Below are 16,944 nucleotides of genomic sequence, written 5' to 3' on the forward strand. Positions count from 1 at the left end.
ATGAGAAGTCGCCGCAGGGCAGATCCAGCACCGTTCTCACGCCCAGACTGCGCAGCAAATCCGACAATTCCTTGCGAAGCTTCTGCGTCGCGGTGATTTCAGAGCCGACGCCCGATACAGACGATTTTGCTCCCCAAAGATTGGTCTGATAGATCAGTTTGAAGCGCGCGGCGCGATCGAGGCCGATGAATTCCTGTCGTCGCTCCGCAAACCGCCTTTCGGCAAGTGCCGGACTACGTTCCCTACCAAGAAGGGTCACACAGGAACGAAGAAGCTCATATTGGCTCGCCGAGGTCTCGTTAAAGGCTTCGGCTCTGTTGCTGACGATATCGTCGTAGCCGATCGGACTAACGAATTGGCCCGCCGTAAAATCAACTCTGCGTCCATCGAGGCAATTGTAGAAATGCCACGCCCCATCAACGTCTGTCTTCAGGATATCTCCACCGAGCATTTCCTGAACCACCAAGGCGGTGACTGCGCATTGCCCTGCTGCCGGGTTGTCGCACTGCCATTTGCTGCTGGTCTCGGCAGACCATGATTGTTGCAGCCGTCTATAAAGATCAAGGTATGATGAACATCCGGCCGTCAAAGGTGGATCCCCGTTGTGGCGGGCACCACAGTAGCGGGTGAGGCCAGATCCGACAACCATTGGATGAGTGGCCGCCTTCACTCGAGCCGGGTTCGTCCCGGCTACCCGCACATTCGAGCTGCCTATCAGCACGTCGGCTACCGGGCCAATACCAGACTTGGCCGCTGCCATCACATGATCGATTTCGCCTTATGATGCACAGCGGACCAAGCCATCTGATTTGCTTGCGACACACGTGGCGTCAGCGGTGGTGCGACCTGACCCGAATTGTCGGGACGATCACAAAATCAGGGTTGGCAGCGCAGTAGGCCAAGCGGCCTGATGCGGTAGCCTGACATTGCTGGTAGCTGGTGAATCCACAATCGCCCGTGCCAGCAAACTCTTCGCCTTGGAGGCAGTACCGGTACTCGCTAGCTGCGACCGGGGTTACGCCAGTTGCGAGGACGGTCGCGGACGTCGCGAGAGCAAGAAGGAAGGTACGCATCTTTCTCTCCCACGTTGAAGTGCCCCACTCGACGCTGGGACCAAACGTGGGGGTTCGACGTGAACTGGCTCACATCACTGGATTAAAATTTTCGAGATCGACCGCGCAGATGATCGTAAGCAATGGTCCTTGGAGCTTAGGAGCGCCGAAAATGTTAACCTCTCCGCCTTCAGAATGCCGTCAGCCCTGACGGTACAGTCTTTTATGGACCGGCGGTGCGACACAGCCGCCACGACATCCTGGTAGACGTCCGTGAAAGACTGGCGCAATCTCATGCGTTGTGATCCGCACGAGGAGCAGTCAAATGAAGGCCATGTCAGCGCTCGCAGCACTGGTGCTTTTGCTCGCCCCGGCTTCCGGCGCACAGGCATCCACGTTCGGTCATTGGTGTGAGCGGGCGGTGAAACAGCGGATGCTGACGCCCTCAGCGTATCGCCGGGTCAATCTCATCGAATGGCAGCAGCCGGTCTTCTTCACCCCCTATTTTGCCTGGCCTCCGCAGCAGCCGCACAGCCGCCTCGAGGCGTTCGTAGAGTATGACATTCACAACAGGTTCGGCGTTCCGCTGCGGTCTATGGCCAAGTGCGTCTATGGTCGAGAAAGCGGTTGGCCTTGATATGCCCTGTACCGCGATTCAGGTGTGCGTCGGCCAGTGTCGCTCGCGGAACCAGGTGCGGTACTCCGACGACATCTTCGTGCGCTGCGCCTGCGGCGCATGCCGCTTGCAGGTGGATGCCTCCTCGCTGTTATCTGGCGCGCCCCACCTCACCTCGACGCAGTCGTTCGGGTTATAGGCCATCTCGAAGCTCGCGGCCCGGTCGAGGACCTCCTTGAGCGACAGCGTCCACTGCGAGCCATCGCTGCGGGTGTAGGATATTTTTCGCGAGGCGAGTTCGGACGCAAGCACCCCTTGCAGCTCGCTTTGCACGTCCGCGATGCTCCTGCCGTTCGGCATCGCGTAGCGCGCCCCACGCCGCACGACGCGGTCAGGATAACCCCGCACGACGTCCATCGCGATCAACAGGCGGAAATCGCGCGCCGGTGTGGAGTAATCCTCCCAGGCGCCCGAGGTCTCGAAGATCGAGGGGCCGTTGGGCATGGCCACCTCGCCGGCCTGCTTCTCCTGATATTTTCGTCCGTTTTCGACCGAGGTCACACGCGTCTTCACCTGCTCGTTCAGGCTAGCGATGGCGTCCGTCATGGCTTTCACGGGATCGAGAGGCTCGGGCGACATCACGTCATCCATGCGATCGTAAAAATCCTCGGCACTCATCTTTGACTGATCAAGCGAAAAATCGGCGTACTGCGGATTGTTGGTGATTTCGGCGTTGGCCAACCGCCGCAACGAACCGCCTTTGTCGCGCACGATCGGCCGGAAGTGCTTGAAGCCCGGGCTGCCGAGCGCAGGATCGTGCACGAACAGGAAATTGCCGCGCCAGAAACGCTTTCGCGTGATCGACCCGTCCGGCTCGGCATCGACGGCGAGGAAGACGCCCGGCTTGCCGTCCATCTCCGGCACGCGATGAACGAGCATCAACACGTGTCCATAGGGGTCGGCGTACACCGTGCCCGGGCGGAGCGTATCTTGCGCCAGCGGAACGGTGTAGAAATCGGTGTTCTCGTCGCTCGCGGCGACCCGCACGGCGCCGGTATGCACGACGTCGCCGACGTCCCGCAGATATTCACCGAACGTTGTCGGCGGCTTTGGCTGCGGCTTCTGCGGAGCCGCAGCCGGCGCTGGTGTCTGGGCCGACGGGGGCCCGCTGAACATGTTCAGGATCCTCGGCGTCTGCCCAGGCAGCGTGGCGTCGGCGATCGTCGCCGGTGCGATCTCCTGTTCGGGCGGCGCCGGCGGACGTGTCACCTCCGGATGCTCCATGTCGAACCACTGGTAGCATTTGGGCGCCCTGCCGCCGGTGCCGCGTGAGCAATTGGAATAGCCGAACGGCAGCCCCACCTTGTAGGCAAAATAGGCGCGCAGGAAATACACGAAGTCGGCGCAGTCGGGGCGTAGGCCGGTCTTCACACTGTCTTCACCGCGACCAAGATAGTTGAACAGGAAATTGCGTGACCGGTCGCGCAGGACTTCATGCCAGGCTTTCCAGGACAGATCCTGATCGGGAGGCGCGTCGAACAGTTTCTCGATCCACGCCGAGAACAAGGCTTCCGTCTCGTGATTCCAGCCGTTGTGCACCTTCCAGAAGCGGCCGGGGGGAATAGCCACAGGGGCCGGTTTGCGCGCGCTCACGGAGATGTCGTGAGTGATCGTGCTGCAATCCGCCGTCGGGTGGTCGAGCGCGAGCGTGGCGTGCCACGTCCCCGCGGCCGGCTCGGCAACCTCGGCGAACCAGGAGTACGGCGCACCGCCGTGCCGATCGGACGATTTGGCCGCGACGCTTCCGTCGGGCGCGACCAGCGACATCACACCCTCGAGCGGCTTTTCACTGACGATCATGACGCGCAGCGGCGCCCCCTTCCAAGGAGCGAACGGCGAGGGCAAGACCGAGATCTCGGCCGCCTCCCGGCACGGGCCCGACGCCGCGTGGGCCGGCGATCCCACTGTTGCGAAAATGAACGCGGCTGTTGCAGCAGAAAACCGGCTGGCGAGATGCATTTTGACAACCTTTCTGGAGGAAGCCGGAACCGCACTCGGCCCTTCCGATCCCCACCCGGACGTCCTGGCTCGGCCGCTGCTATTTTCACGCGCCGTCGCTGTCCCGGCTGAGGTCAGTTGCCACTCCAGCCGGCGAAGCTCTCAAAGCAGAAGCCGAGCATGCGAATAACCGAGGACCACGATTGTCAGGCGAAACGCCGTAGATATGGCGAAAACCGGCGCGGCGCGATTTTGTGAAGTGGTTGTGGCCGCGCTGCCACGCAGAGGTCAGTGATACTGACCAATGCGGGATGTCCCTGCGGGTCCAAAAAGCGGCGGTCGAGGCAGGCGCACAGCGATGTCCGCCCTGGTTCAGACAACCGACATGGTGAAAGCGCGCGCGGTTCAGCTCAGGGGCCAGCAGGCGACATTACCCCAAGTCATTCCGTCGACAGAGGTACACCGTTCGTCCGCCCGCCTGCGCATCGTTCGTCGCGTGTTCCAGCACGCTGAACCCAAAACGCTCGGTAAACATCTCGTATTCGGCAGGTGATAGGCTCGCGTGATACAGCGGATCGCCCCTGTATTCGCCAACGCTCTCACAGTGCTGCGGTCCGGTATTGAACATCAATATCGTTCCGACAGAGGCGTGGTCAGCAAAAACCGCAAACATTCTTCGCTGGTCGTCGTGATTGAGATGAAAGAAGCTGTCCCACGCGAGTATGCCGTCGAACCGCCGACCGAGCCACAATTGCCGCATATCCGCGACAATCCATTCTTGATCGGGCAGCCGATCACGGCAGAACGATATCATTGTCGGTGAGGAGTCGACGCCGGTCACGCGCAGTCCTCGTTCAATCATGTGCTGCGCAACCGGTTGCCCTGGACCACAGCCGAGATCAAGCACCGTGGCGTTCTTGGCGAGTCGGCCGATGAAGCGGTCGTGCCAGACCTTATCGTTCCAATGGGCGTTCTGACGATCGCGGTCCCACGCTGCTGCGTGCTTCTCGTAGTGAGGGATAATCTGGCTGGCGAGGTCAGATACGGTCGCACCCCTTACGGATCCAGCTCGGTGTCCCAGTACAGGTAGTCGAGCCAGCTATCGTGCAGATAGTTTGGCGGGAACAGGCGGCCGTTGCGGTGGAGCTGGTGCACGGTCGGTGCGAACGGCGTCTGCTTCGGAAACATCTTGGCCTGCTGCGTCGTCAGGTTGCCCTTCCTGAGGTTACAAGGCGAGCAGGCCGCGACGACATTCTCCCAAGTCGTCTGGCCGCCCTTGCTGCGCGGGATGATGTGATCGAAGGTGAGATCGTCAGGCGAATTGCAGTATTGGCAGGCGAAACGATCGCGCAGGAAAACGTTGAAACGCGTGAAGGCCGGATGCGTGGTCGGCTTGACGAAGGATTTCAGCGAGACGACGCTGGGAAGCTGGATTTCGAAGGAGGGGCTCCGCACCGCCCGGTCGTAATATTCGACGATATTTACGCGATCGAGGAAGACTGCCTTGATCGCATCCTGCCACGACCATAGCGACAGGGGGTAATAACTCAGCGGCCGAAAGTCCGCGTTCAGGACCAGTACCGGCCAACCGCCTTGCGAGACATGTGCGTTCAAGTAACGCTCCCGGCCTCCATATCGCTGCGAAGCAGCATGTACTGACATACTACATGCAGCGTGACGGGATTGTGAAGAGCGTTGAGCCGTTTATCGTATTCCACGCTGCCATGATCCCGCCGTGATTGCCACCCGCCTGCAGGGCCCGTAAACGAGGCCGCAGATACCTCCTGCGTCGGCGGCCTCTGCAATGCTCACCAAGTCCCGCTATCTCGAGGCTCCACGCCGGCTGCGCGCCTTCGTCCGCGCGCATGAAACGAGCTTGGTGGTCCTGGCGGTGCTGACGGGAACCATTGGCGGGCTGGTGGTCGCGGCCATGAGCGGCGCGGTCTCGGTCCTGCATGTCGCCCTGTTCGACCTGCCGTTCGGCGAGCGGCTCTCCAGCCAGATCAGCCTCGACCCGCTGCGCGCCGTGTTGGTTCCGAGCCTGGGTGGGCTACTCCTGGGCCTCGCCTTTCTCGCGCTGGCGCGCTGGCGGCCCAAGCGCGAGATCGATCCGATCGAGGCCAATGCCCTTTATGGCGGGCGGATGTCGTTCCGCGGCAGCGTGATCGTTGCGCTGCAGACGATCTGGTCCTCCGGCGTCGGCGCCTCGGTCGGGCTCGAGGCGGGTTATACGCAGCTCTCCAGCGGCATCGCAGCTTCGGTCGGCCGCGCCTTCCACCTGCGCCGTATCGACCAGCGCATCATGGTCGGATGCGGAGCGGCGGCGGCGATCGCCGGCGCCTTCGGCGCGCCGCTGGCCGGCGCCTTCTATGCTTTCGAACTTGTGATCGGCGGCTATACGCCCGCGAGCCTGGCGCCGGTCGGGGTTGCCGCGGTCGCCGGCTATTTTGTCGCCCATTCCTTCAGCGTGCTGACGCTGGGGGTAGGCGTCGACACCGTCGGCGATGTGCTGGGGCGCGACCTTGCCATCGCCGCGCTGCTCGGTGTGCTGGCGGCGCTGTTCGGCATCGCGATCATGCGCGGCGTCACGCTGTGCGAGACGCTGCTCGGAAAGACAGGGCTCTGGCCGCCATTGCGTACGGCGCTCGGCGGTTTCGCGGTCGGGCTGATGGCGCTGCTGACGCCGCAGGTGATGTCCTCGGGTCATGGCGCGCTGCATCTCGGCGGCATCGTGTCGATACCGTTCGCCTTCATGGCCGGCGTGCTGATCCTGAAAGCGATGGCCTCGATCGTCTCGCTCGGCAGCGGGTTTCGCGGCGGCCTGTTCTTCGCCACGCTGTTCATGGGCGCGCTGGGCGGCCGGCTGTTTGCCGCCGGTTGCGATATGCTGTGGCCGGGCCTCCAACTCGATCCCGACGTCTATGCGGTGATCGGCATGAGCGCGTTGTCGGCATCGGTGATCGGCGGACCGCTGACGATGTCCTTCATCGCGCTGGAATCGACCGGCAATCTCTGGCTCACCACGGCGGTGCTGGTCTCCGTCATCATCTCCACGATGATCACGCGGGAACTGTTCGGCTATTCATTTGCGACCTGGCGCTTGCATCTGCGCGGCGAGACCATCCGCAGCGCCGCCGATGTCGGCTGGATCCGCGATCTCACGGTGGACAAATTGATGCGCCGGGATATGACGACCGTGAATGCGGACGTGCCAATAGCGCAGTTCCGCAAGCAGTTCCCGCTCGGCTCCAAAACCCAGGTGGTTGCGGTCGATGGCGAGGGGCGTTACGCCGGGTTGGCATTGATCGCGGACGCGCATGCGGCCGATATCGATATGCACAACGGTCTCGTCGGCATCCTGCGCCACAGCGACGTGGTGCTGCATCCGTCCATGAACATCCAGGAAGCGATTGCGGTGTTCGATGCCGCGGAAGCGGAATCGCTCGCCGTGGTCGAGGAGGGCGCGGAGCGCTGCCCGATCGGCCTCCTCACCGAAGCGCACGCGATGCGGCGTTATGCCGAGGAATCCGAGCAGCGCCGGCGCGAGGTGATCGGCGAGGTTTGATCGCGGGAGCGGGCTATTCCGGAATCTTCTCCAGCTTCTGCAGGCAACGCGCCACCCTCACTTCGGCAGGCATCTCGGCATCGGGAAAGCTGGTCTTCCAGTCGGTGACGCCGACCTCGCCGACATAGATGTCGCCTTTGGAGTCGAGCGCGAGGCCGTGCGGCGCCAGGAACTTGCCGGTCTCGATACCGGGACCGCTTTCGCCGCCGAGCCGCGCGATGCGGTTGCCCTTGGCATCGACGATGGTCAGCCGGGGTCCAAGATTCGGCACCTTGCGGTTGACGGCCATGCCGGGACCGAGTTCGCCGATCACGAAGTTCGGTTGCCTGCCGCCGCAACAGCAGAGCGCGCAGGGACGGTGCAAATTGTTCCACTGCGTCTCGTATGTCCCGTTGCCGTCGAACACCTGCACGCGATGGTTCTCGCGGTCGGCGACATAGACAAAACCATCAGCATCGGTCGCGATGTTGTGAACGATGTTGAACTGTCCGGGATCGGTGCCGGGCTCGCCCCAGCTCTGCATCAGCTTGCCGTCGGGCGTGAATTTGTGGACGCGGGCGTTGCCGTAGCCGTCGGAGACGTAGATCTCGCCCTGCGGCGACAGCGCGGTGTGGGTGCAGCGGTTGAACGGCTCGCCGCTCATGAACGGCGCGGGCTTGCTCGGGATGCCGATCGTGAGCAGCACCTTGCCCTCGGCTGAGCATTTGCGCACGGTGTGGTCGCCGTCGTCGGTGCAATAGAGGTTGTCATCGGCATCGATGTGCAGGCCGTGGGCACGGGAGAACAGGCCTTCGCCCCAGCTCCGCAGGAAATTGCCGTCGCGGTCGAACACGACCATCGGGTGCGCGCCGCGGTTGAAGACATAGATGCGGTCCTTGCTGTCGACCCCGACGGAGGCGACGTCGGTGAGCTGCCAGCCGTCGGGCAGCTTGGCCCAGTTCTGAACCACGCGGTAGCGGTGCTCGCCGGAGCCGAGGATGGTCGGCATGTGATTTCCTCCCCAAGGTCGTTGTCATTCCGGGATGCGCCACAAGGCGCAGGCCCGGAATCCATACTCACGATGGTGGTTATGGATTCCGGGCTCGCGCTTCGCGCGCCCCGGAATGACGGTGTGAATCATGCAAACATCGCCCGCGGCCCGACGTCGCGCGGCAGCAGGCCTTCCTCGATCGCCTTGATCTGCAGCGCCAGATGCTTCGAGCCGATCCGGCATTGCGCCAGTCCGCCCGCGATCAGCCAGAGGCCCGCCTGGCGCGTGCGGGTGTACATGTTGCGGAGCTCCTGCTCCTCGCCAAAGCCCCAGATCGTGCCGACGCGGTCGGCGACATCGGCGCCGAACAGCTTCTTCACCAACTCCTCCTGGCGCTTGTAGCCGGTCGCGAGCACCACGAGGTCGGCAGCGGCCAGCTCGCCATCCTTCATCCTGGCCCCATCGGCCACAAACGTCGCGACGTCGGCAAACTGCTTCAACGCGATCTCGCCTTTCACGATCAGGTCGGAGCAGCCGACGTTGAAATAATAACCGCCGCCGCGGGTGAGATATTTGAACTGCCAGCCGGTGTTGTCCTCGCCGTAGTCGAGCCTGAAGCCGACACGCGCCAGGCCCTCGAGCAGGTCCTTGTCGAGCGCCTTCGATTTCTCCGTCACCATCGCGTGGCTCTTGCGCCCCAGCTTGAGCGGCATCGACATCGTGATCAGGTCATTGTCGTCGAGCGTCCCATCATTGTAGGGCGCGTAGACGAGCTGCGCCGACGGTTCGATGCTGACCACCAGCGTCGGGCTGCGCTGCACCAACGTCACGTTGGCGCCGCTGGAATAAAGGTCCTGCGCGATGTCGTGGCCGCTATTGCCGGTGCCGATCACGATGGCGCGTTTGCCTTTCCAGTTCTCGCCGTCGTCATAGCGGCTGGAATGCATGACCTTGCCGGAAAAATCCTTCAGGCCGGCAATATCAGGCACGTTCGGAATGCCGCTGACGCCGGTGGCGAGCACCACATGGTGCGGATGCATCTCGCGCCTCGCGCCATCGGCGCAGCGCAGCCTCACCGTCCAGCGGCCTTCGTTCTCGTCATATTGCCCGCCTTCGAACTCGGTGCTGGTCCAGAAGTTCAGCTCCATGGCGTCGACATAGGCTTCGAACCAGTTGGCGAGCTTGTCCTTCGGGATATAGGTCGGCCAGTTCGGCGGGAAGTGCATGTAGGGCAGGTGGTTGACCTGCACCTGGTTGTGCAGCGTCAGCGCGTGATAGCGCTTGCGCCAATTGTCGCCGATGCGCTCCTCGCGATCGACGATCAGCGTATCGACCTGCAACTGCTTCAGCCGTGCTGCGATGCAGAGCCCGCTCTGGCCGCCGCCGACAACGAGCACGGTCGGATCGCGGTCGGCATAGTCGGTCGACGCCTTGCGGAGGTCGAGCCAGTTCGGCCCGCGGAAATCACGCGAATAGGCATTGCCGCGCGGGCGGTTGACGCCGAGCTGCTCCTCAAAACCCTTGAGCTCGCCGAGCTCGGTCAGGAGCGTCCAGGCCTTCAGCGTGTTGCCGTCGGTAGGGTCAGGGATCAGGCGGACGATGCCGCTGCCGCGACCGATCGTGGTTTCGAACTTGAACATCGCCTCGATCGCATTGGTGCCGGCGCGCATCACCTTGCGCGGCGCGCGGCGGTCGGGATCGATCGTCAGGCGGCGTGGTGCCGCGCGGCCCGCATGCCGCTTCAGCTCGGCAATGATGGCGTCCGCGCCGTCGACGGTCTGGATGTTCCAGCTCAGCGCCAGTATGTCGCGCCAGAAACTATCGGGGAGAAACAGGAAATTGAGCGCGCCGTCGCCAGGCTTGCGAAGTGCGTCCTCGAATCGCGCGAGCCACGTGTCGGCGGCCACCGAGATGTCGTCGGTCTTGTCGAGCATGAGCGTTTCCCATCACGGCCGTCTCCGCGGCGTGTTCCCTCGCAGCCTATACCTATTCGGCAGGCCGCAGAAAGGCCGTGACGGGATGTCGGCTATTCCGAGAGCGACAGGATGTGTCCTAAATCCGGTGGCACACGGCCGTTGAGGGTATCAAAATAGGCCGCTTGCACGGCGGCAGGCCCGCGGCCTTCGGTCACCTTGAGCCATTGTTCGAGCTTTGGCGCGAAGCCGGACCAGGCTGGGCCGAAGCGGGTCTCGATTCCGCCCGGTCCCCACTCCTTGGCGCGCTTGCGGATCTGCTCGGGCGCGGAGAACCAGCTCGGCTTGGCGCCCGGCAGCTCCGGCTCGTTCTCCGATGAGCGACGATGCGTCAGCCCGACGCGCCCGGAATACTTCATCTGCGCTCCGAAATGCCGGTGCAGCGTTTCGCGCAAGCCGCTGTTGCCGGCCATGTCGATGAACGCCGCCGGCCGATCGGCAGCCAGCGATGCGACGCGATCATAGGTGATGACCTCGTCGTAGCAGCCGAGCGATTTCACGAAGCCGGTATTCGATGGAGAGGTCAGGCCGGTCACCTTGATGCCTCTGGTGTGCAAGAGATGCGCGAGCCCGAAGGCGGTCTTGCTGGAGGCGGAGGAGAGCATCACGCTCTCCGCGCCGAAAAATCCGTTCTCGGCGAGGAAGTCGTCGACCAGGAACGACAGCATGAACAGCGGCCGCAGCAAGGCCTGGTAGTCGCCCTGCCGCCCGGCAAAGGCGGCATTGCCGCTCACGCGCGCATAGGCGTTGTAGACCGGCGCCACGCCCTGCCGATGTGGGGCGCCGTCGCGCAGGCCGCGCTTGCTGACATCGGCGGCCTCGATCACAAGATGCGTCGCCATCGGAAAATAGCCGAACAGCCGTTCGCCTTCGGAAACGTTCGGATGGCGGGAGGCGATCACCTCGCCAAATCCCCACACCGGAATGTTGCCGAACCCTTCCGGTGCAGGGAAGAGCTGCCAGTATTTCAGCTCGTCGCCGAGCACCGCATAGGTGATGTTGTTGGCGGTCAGCGCAAAGCTCGTCACCTTGACCAACAGCGTCTCGCTTGGAAGCGCGGCGGCATCGGGCAGCGTCCGCTCGATGAACTTGCAATGCTTGAGATCGTTGCGGGCGACGACGAAGTCGGTCGATGTCATGGCGGCGGCTCCGGCTCGTGACGTGCCGCCATCTTTGCGTCGGGCGATGGAGGTTTTGCAACAGCAACATAGTTTAAAACGCTGTTCGCTTCCGGCGGCTGCGATGAAGCGGACGCCGGCCTGACAAGCCGTTTGAAATTGTGGGTCCGAGGAAGACGCGGCGCCGCCCTTCTTGCCCTGAACGCGGTCAGCATGAGCGCGATAGCAGTGCTAACGACATGAATCAGCATGGGCGTCCTCAGCGTTAAACGGAACGCGGCAGTGGAATGGCGGAAGAGAAGACGTTGTCGGGATCGTAGCGATGCTTGATCTCCATCAGCCGCCCGGCGTTGCCGCCGTAGCTCTGTCTCGCGCGATCGAGTTCATCCTTGCCGAGAAAGTTCGGATAACCGCCGGGCAGCGCTGAGGCGAAGCGCTCGCGCGTCGCGCGCGTCCAGTGCCGGTGCCGCGACACGTCGCTGGCGTCGGAGCGATCCGGGAAGCTTGCCAGGATTTCGACCAGCACGTGATCGCGACGCAGTCCGAACGCCGTCGCAGTCTCCGCGACACGGGACGCAGCGCCACGGAATTCGTGGGTGATGATCGCGCAGCCCGGAGAGACGGCGCTCTCCATTGCGTGGATGAACGCGTCGATAGCGTCGCGGTCGAGCGCCGGCAGCCAGCAACTGTCCATCACGGTCTGCAATCCGTTGGCGATGTAGGGATCGAACATGCCGAGCAGGGCCGCGTAGGATTTGCGCTCGGTACTGCCTGCGAGCAGCGTTCCCAGCCGGGCGAACGGCTGAAGTCTCGCTTCGCCGTCTTCGGGCCGGCCGCTCCAGGTTGGAACGATCAGGACCATCATCGTGCCGCTTGGATCGGCCATGAGCGTGTGCTGCACCGTCAATTCCTCCGGCGCCGACGCCATCAATGCGCTGCATCGTTCGAGCACCGCGCGGGCCTCGGAGAAGGGATAGACGAGCATGCCGGAATGGACGCTCGGCAGTTCATGGACGCGATGGCGCATCGCGGTCACCACGCCGAAATTGCCGCCGCCGCCACACAGCGCCCAGAACAGATCGGCGTTGGTCTCGCTGTCGGCATGCACGATGCGGCCGTCGGCCAGCACGATCTCGGCGGCGAGCATGTTGTCGATCGCCAGTCCGAAGCGTCCGATCAGCGGACCATAGCCGCCGCCGAGCGTGAGCCCGGCGATGCCGACGCTCGAAACCGATCCCGCCACCACGGCCAGTCCGTACGGATTGGTGACAGCAACGACGTCGCCGGCGCGGGCACCGCCTGCAATCGTGGCGCTGCGACGGTCGGCGCTCAGCACGACGTTGCGCATGCCGCTCAGGTCGATCACCGCGCCCTCGCAAAGCGCGCGGCCCGCCCAATCGTGTCCGCCGCCGCGAACCGACAGTGGCAACTCGCGCTCGCGCGCCGCCCGGATCGCATCCTGGACGTCCCTGGCGGTCCGGCAATGCACCACCGCGCCGGGCGTGACGCCGACCTGCTTGGCCCAGATGCTGGTCGCCGCCGCATAGCGGTCATCGCCAGGCAATGACACCAGCCCAAGCAAGTCCTCGCTCAGGCCGCAACAGGCGGCATCGATCGTAGCAGACATGGCTTCACTCTCCTGTGATCGGCGCGAGCGGAATGCTCGGCGTTATCTGCCGATTTACGGAGAAGCGGGCCGTGCGTTCGTGAAGATTCCTGCGGTTTTGCTGGTTACGCTCAGGCGAACTCGGAGGGCGCGACGCCGTACACGCGCCGGACCCATCGCGACAAATGGCTCTGATCCGCAAACCCGGTGTCAACAGCGATTTCGGCGAGGCCCATTCGTCCTTCGCGCATATGCCGCGCCGCTGCCTGCAGGCGGAGATGGACGACGTAGCGATAGGGCGTCATGCCGACCGAGCGGGTGAATACGCGCGAAAAATGGAACGAGCTGCGGCCGGCGAGTGCGGCGAGATCAGCGACTTCGATCGGCTCGGCGAGATTGGTGAGCACATAGTCTCTGATCCGCCGCAGCGCGCATTGACCGAGCCGGCCGCGAAATGGGCGTCGCGGCGTCGACGTATAGTCGGACACCAGGCGTCCGATGAAGCGGCTCGCGGCTTCGCTCCAGAACAGCGGACCGTTGGGATAGCCTTGCGCACCCTCTGCTGCCAGCGACTGCGCCGCCTGCTGAAGCGTTTGATCATATCCCGACAGCCGCTCCGGAAGCTCGGCTTCGAGCGCGGAATCCTCCGCCGCCGCAAGCGCAAGCTGGGTCGGCTTGACCGCGACCAGCAGCATATCGGCCGTGCCGTCGGCGTCGGCGGACGAGTCCATGCCGGCCGGACAGATCGCGAGCGCGCCCTGAACCGTTTCGTGGCGCAGCCGCCGTCCAGCCATTCGGCAATCGAGCCGCAGATGGGGTGACATCTGAACGAAGACGAGGTGCTGCCCCGGTGTGGCGCTGAAATGCGCCCCGCCGTCGAATAGCGCCCGGAACACGCGCACGCCGCTTTCGCCCGCCGGACCGTCCGCTTGGGACGTCGTCGGGGGGCTGCCATCCTTCTGAGCCCAACGCACCTGACCGAACTTCGCCACGCCGATCGCGCTCCGCCGGCAATGCATGAAACAAGCCTGCTAGATTGGGCGCGGATGGAGGCCGCGAAAGGGCGGCGAAGCCGCCCCTAACGCACACGTGAAAAGGCGTGAGAGCGCATTTGCCTCGGCCGTGTCAAACGGATGCGCGGAGCGTGCCTGCGCGATGCAGATCGCGCAGCTTGCGCTTGAAGATCTTGCCGGTGGCTTCGCGCGGCAGCGCATCCATGAACTGGATGTCCTTCGGCACCTTGAAGTTGGCAAGCTTGCTGCGCAGGAAATCCTGCACGGCGGTGACCGACAGCGTGGCGCCCGGTTCGGGTTCGATGCAGGCGAACAGCCGCTCGCCATATTCGTCGTCGGCGACGCCGAACACCGCGCAGTCGCGGACGCCTTCCATGCCGATCAGCGCGTTCTCGATCTCGGCGGGATAGATGTTGACGCCGCCCGAGATCACCATGTCGCGCTTGCGGTCGCACATGAACACATAGCCGTCCTCATCGAGATAGCCGACGTCGCCGACGCTGATGAGGCCCTCACGCCCGGCCTCGGCGCGGGCCTTGGCGTTGCCGTGATAGTCGAAATCCGGGATAGCGGTCTGCCGCATGAAGATCTCGCCGGGCTCGTTGACGTCGCATTCGGTCCCGTCGGGGCGGAAGATCTTCACGATGCCGCCCTCGATCACGCGGCCGACGGTGCCGGGCTTTGCCAGCGCCTCCGCCGCCGAATGCCAGATCGGGATTCCGGTCTCGGTGGAGCCCAGATATTCGTTCACCACCAGTCCCCACCAGTCGATCATCGCGCGCTTCACATCCTGCGGACATGGCGCGGCGCCGTGAATGACGAAGCGCAGCGAGGAGACGTCGTAGCGTCGCCTCGTTTCCTCCGGCAGCCGCAGCAGCCGCACGAACATCGTCGGCACCATGTGCATGTGGGTGACACGGTAGCGCTCGATGAGCTGCAGCAGATCCTCAGGATCGAAGCGCGGCTCGAGCACGATGGTGCAGCCGCAGCGGAACGCCAGCATGCCGTAGCTGTGCGGCGCGGAATGATACATCGGCCCGTTCATCAGGACGATCTGGTTGTCGTTCGGCTTGATGCCGTAGGCGATCGCGCTGACGCGGGCGGCCGCGGCCTGCAGTTCCGGCGGCATCGGCTTGCGCCGCACGCCCTTGGGCTGGCCTGTGGTGCCCGAGGTGTAGAACATCGGCGAAGCGCCGATCGGGGCATCGGCCAGGGCCGGATGCGTGTCGCGCCAGTGGTCCCAGTCGGTCAGGCCGTCGGGCACCTGGGTCAGCGCTGGCGAGACGCCATAGGCCGCGGCGATCTCGGGCGGCGTCGCCACGACCAGCAGCTTGAGCCCGGCGGGCAGCCCATCGCGTATCTGCGGCAGCAGATCGGCGTGACAGATCAGGACGTCCGCGCCGCTATCCGAAAGAATGTAGGCGACTTCCTCGGCCTTCAGGTGCCAGTTGATCGGCACGATCGGGCTGCCGAGCGCGGCGGACGCAGCCACCGCCTCGAACAGCGCGAAATCGTTCCGCAGCATCATCGCGACCGGCTGGCCATCGCGCACGCCGAGCGCGCGTAACCCGGATGCCGCGCGGGCGATGCGCTCGTTGATCTCGCCATAGCCGATCCGGCGTTCACCGCTGATGATCATCTCGCGCTCCCGATCGTTTCTGTCATCATGCTCAGCGGTCATCGAGAATCTCGCCAAAGCTCACCCAGCTCTTGCCGTTGAATCGCCGCAACTGCAACTGCTGGAACGGCAGATAGTCATCCGGACCGGTCGATACGGTCATTCCCGGTAACAATAACGGCAGCTTGACCTCGCGCAGCGACGTCGCCTGGCGCAGGATGTTCTCGCGGCTGAAATCATCCTTGCATGCCCTGAGCGCGGCCATCAGAAGTGTCGCATAATGGTAGCCGGCGGCGTAGTTCGAATTGTTCAGGTCGGCATTCGGCAGATACTGCTTCATGAACGCAAAATATTCTTTCACGCCTGCGTCATCGGCCCACTGCACGTCCATCGTGTCCTTTTGATTGCTCGAAGAGATCAGGCCGACTGCATTCGCCAGTCCCGCCGGCTCCAGGAACGAGATCGAGGAAGCTGAGGTGGGCACGAAGAACAGCTCGGGCTTCCAGCCGAGTTCGGCGACGCCCTTGATCGACTGCGAGGTGAATTTCCCGAGCACCACGGCGAACAGCACGTTGGCGCCGGAGGCCTTCAATGTCGCCAACTGCGAACTGATGGTCGGCGCGCTGGTCTCGTAGCTTGCCTCCGCGACGATCATGCTGGCGGCCTTGGGTCCGAGCGCGCGCTTGAAGCCAGCGACATAGTCGCGGCCGAAATCGTCGTTCTGGGAGAGGATCGCGATCCTGGCGTCGGGCTTGGCCTGCAGCACATATTTGGCATAGACGACGCCTTCGGATTCGTAGGCGGCCATGCCGGGCATGGTCCAGGGGAAGTTCTTCGGGTCGGCCCATTTGGTCGCGCCGCTCAAAAGGAACAGTTGCGGGACCTTCTTGCCGTTGAGGTAGCGGTGCACGGCGCTGTTGGTCGCGGTGCCGAGCGAGCCGAACATCATCAGCACGTCCTCCTGTTCGACCAGCTTGCGGGTCTGCTCCACCGTCTTGGGCGGCGAATAGGCGTCGTCCAGCGTGATGAACTTCACCTTGCGGCCGTTGATGCCGCCTTCGGCATTGATCCTGGCAAAGAAGGCCTCCTGCGTCCGCCCGATGGTGCCGAAGCCGGACGCCGGCCCGCTATAGGGCAGGGTCTGGCCGATGCGGATGTCGTCCTTGTCGTCGGCGAAGGCCGCCGTGATCACACCCAGCGTAAACAGAACGGCCAATGCGTGCCGCAGCTTCATGGTCTCTCTCCCGATGATCAAAAAGCGTCTTATTAGTTTTGGAGCGGCCGATGCCGCCTCTCCCTCTCCCCGTTCTTACGGGGAGAGGGTTGGGGTGAGGGGCTGCCTCCGCAAACACGGTGGCAGATGGACTCGCGGAGGTGCCCCTCACCCGAAATTCAAGCTGCGCTTGAATTTCGAC

Annotated in this window: 14 protein-coding genes; 2 read left to right on the forward strand and 12 right to left on the reverse strand. The window is 63.7% G+C overall.

From position 1 onward, the window contains the following. On the reverse strand, nucleotides 1–760 hold a 760-nt coding region (locus tag CWO89_RS47135; RefSeq protein WP_207234573.1), incomplete at its 3' end, for a YunG family protein. A 70-nt stretch (nucleotides 761–830) separates the two neighbouring features. Next, nucleotides 831–1,073 (reverse strand): DUF3551 domain-containing protein, encoded by a 243-nt coding sequence (locus tag CWO89_RS26050; RefSeq protein ID WP_130581505.1) that lies wholly within the window; start codon nucleotides 1,071–1,073, stop codon nucleotides 831–833. A 304-nt stretch (nucleotides 1,074–1,377) separates the two neighbouring features. On the opposite strand from CWO89_RS26050, the gene CWO89_RS26055 reads away from it, so the two are divergent. After that, complete coding sequence (locus tag CWO89_RS26055; RefSeq protein ID WP_130581506.1) at nucleotides 1,378–1,689, forward strand: hypothetical protein; 312 nt, start codon at nucleotides 1,378–1,380, stop codon at nucleotides 1,687–1,689. Nucleotides 1,690–1,707: 18 nt separating this feature from the next. Here the strand turns inward: CWO89_RS26055 and CWO89_RS26060 are convergent, their stop codons facing one another. From CWO89_RS26060 to CWO89_RS26070, 3 genes are all read right to left on the reverse strand, one after another. After that, nucleotides 1,708–3,687 carry a hypothetical protein gene (locus CWO89_RS26060; RefSeq protein WP_130581507.1) on the reverse strand — a complete coding sequence of 660 codons (1,980 nt, stop codon included), beginning with the start codon at nucleotides 3,685–3,687 and terminating at the stop codon, nucleotides 1,708–1,710. 409 nt (nucleotides 3,688–4,096) lie between these two features. Beyond that, nucleotides 4,097–4,765, reverse strand: coding sequence for a class I SAM-dependent methyltransferase (locus tag CWO89_RS26065; RefSeq protein WP_349644906.1), 669 nt, complete (start codon nucleotides 4,763–4,765; stop codon nucleotides 4,097–4,099). After that, nucleotides 4,723–5,280 carry an HNH endonuclease gene (locus CWO89_RS26070; protein ID WP_028163793.1) on the reverse strand — a complete coding sequence of 186 codons (558 nt, stop codon included), beginning with the start codon at nucleotides 5,278–5,280 and terminating at the stop codon, nucleotides 4,723–4,725. Before CWO89_RS26070 ends, CWO89_RS26065 begins: the two co-directional genes overlap by 43 nt. Before the next feature lie 190 nt (nucleotides 5,281–5,470). Here CWO89_RS26070 and CWO89_RS26075 point away from each other — a divergent pair, with 190 nt between their 5' ends. Next, complete coding sequence (locus tag CWO89_RS26075; protein ID WP_130581509.1) at nucleotides 5,471–7,231, forward strand: chloride channel protein; 1,761 nt, start codon at nucleotides 5,471–5,473, stop codon at nucleotides 7,229–7,231. A 13-nt stretch (nucleotides 7,232–7,244) separates the two neighbouring features. On the opposite strand, the gene CWO89_RS26080 is transcribed toward CWO89_RS26075, so the two are convergent. From CWO89_RS26080 to CWO89_RS26110, 7 genes are all read right to left on the reverse strand, one after another. Beyond that, entirely contained in the window at nucleotides 7,245–8,219 is a 975-nt protein-coding gene (locus tag CWO89_RS26080) for a peptidyl-alpha-hydroxyglycine alpha-amidating lyase family protein (RefSeq protein WP_130581510.1), read from the reverse strand. Nucleotides 8,220–8,347: 128 nt separating this feature from the next. Further along, nucleotides 8,348–10,135, reverse strand: a complete 1,788-nt coding sequence (locus tag CWO89_RS26085) for a flavin-containing monooxygenase (RefSeq protein ID WP_130581511.1) — start codon at nucleotides 10,133–10,135, stop codon at nucleotides 8,348–8,350. A gap of 92 nt (nucleotides 10,136–10,227) precedes the next feature. Beyond that, a complete protein-coding gene (locus CWO89_RS26090) occupies nucleotides 10,228–11,313 on the reverse strand; it encodes a DUF2855 family protein (protein WP_130581512.1) in 1,086 nt (361 codons plus the stop codon). A gap of 244 nt (nucleotides 11,314–11,557) precedes the next feature. Further along, a complete protein-coding gene (locus tag CWO89_RS26095) occupies nucleotides 11,558–12,919 on the reverse strand; it encodes an FAD-binding oxidoreductase (RefSeq protein ID WP_130581513.1) in 1,362 nt (453 codons plus the stop codon). Between the two features lie 110 nt (nucleotides 12,920–13,029). Beyond that, entirely contained in the window at nucleotides 13,030–13,890 is an 861-nt protein-coding gene (locus CWO89_RS26100; protein ID WP_165421347.1) for a helix-turn-helix domain-containing protein, read from the reverse strand. A 133-nt stretch (nucleotides 13,891–14,023) separates the two neighbouring features. Beyond that, the gene (locus CWO89_RS26105; protein WP_130581515.1) at nucleotides 14,024–15,592 is read right to left on the reverse strand and encodes an acyl-CoA synthetase; all 1,569 of its coding nucleotides are present in this window, start codon (nucleotides 15,590–15,592) and stop codon (nucleotides 14,024–14,026) included. Continuing rightward, nucleotides 15,582–16,763, reverse strand: coding sequence for an ABC transporter substrate-binding protein (locus tag CWO89_RS26110; protein WP_130581516.1), 1,182 nt, complete (start codon nucleotides 16,761–16,763; stop codon nucleotides 15,582–15,584). Before CWO89_RS26110 ends, CWO89_RS26105 begins: the two co-directional genes overlap by 11 nt. Nucleotides 16,764–16,944 lie beyond the last annotated feature (181 nt).

The sequence above is a fragment of the Bradyrhizobium sp. Leo170 genome (genome assembly GCF_004296405.1).
Lineage (GTDB): Bacteria > Pseudomonadota > Alphaproteobacteria > Rhizobiales > Xanthobacteraceae > Bradyrhizobium.

What these genes read in the sequence shown, in the direction of transcription:
- CWO89_RS26060 (WP_130581507.1), bottom strand. Translation starts at nt 3,687, where the DNA reads ATGCATCTCGCCAGCCGGTTTTCTGCTGCAACAGCCGCGTTCATTTTC.
- CWO89_RS26110 (WP_130581516.1), bottom strand. Translation starts at nt 16,763, where the DNA reads ATGAAGCTGCGGCACGCATTGGCCGTTCTGTTTACGCTGGGTGTGATC.
- CWO89_RS26050 (WP_130581505.1), bottom strand. Translation starts at nt 1,073, where the DNA reads ATGCGTACCTTCCTTCTTGCTCTCGCGACGTCCGCGACCGTCCTCGCA.
- CWO89_RS26075 (WP_130581509.1), top strand. Translation starts at nt 5,471, where the DNA reads ATGCTCACCAAGTCCCGCTATCTCGAGGCTCCACGCCGGCTGCGCGCC.
- CWO89_RS26055 (WP_130581506.1), top strand. Translation starts at nt 1,378, where the DNA reads ATGAAGGCCATGTCAGCGCTCGCAGCACTGGTGCTTTTGCTCGCCCCG.
- CWO89_RS26090 (WP_130581512.1), bottom strand. Translation starts at nt 11,313, where the DNA reads ATGACATCGACCGACTTCGTCGTCGCCCGCAACGATCTCAAGCATTGC.
- CWO89_RS26105 (WP_130581515.1), bottom strand. Translation starts at nt 15,592, where the DNA reads ATGACCGCTGAGCATGATGACAGAAACGATCGGGAGCGCGAGATGATC.
- CWO89_RS26095 (WP_130581513.1), bottom strand. Translation starts at nt 12,919, where the DNA reads ATGTCTGCTACGATCGATGCCGCCTGTTGCGGCCTGAGCGAGGACTTG.
- CWO89_RS26085 (WP_130581511.1), bottom strand. Translation starts at nt 10,135, where the DNA reads ATGCTCGACAAGACCGACGACATCTCGGTGGCCGCCGACACGTGGCTC.
- CWO89_RS26080 (WP_130581510.1), bottom strand. Translation starts at nt 8,219, where the DNA reads ATGCCGACCATCCTCGGCTCCGGCGAGCACCGCTACCGCGTGGTTCAG.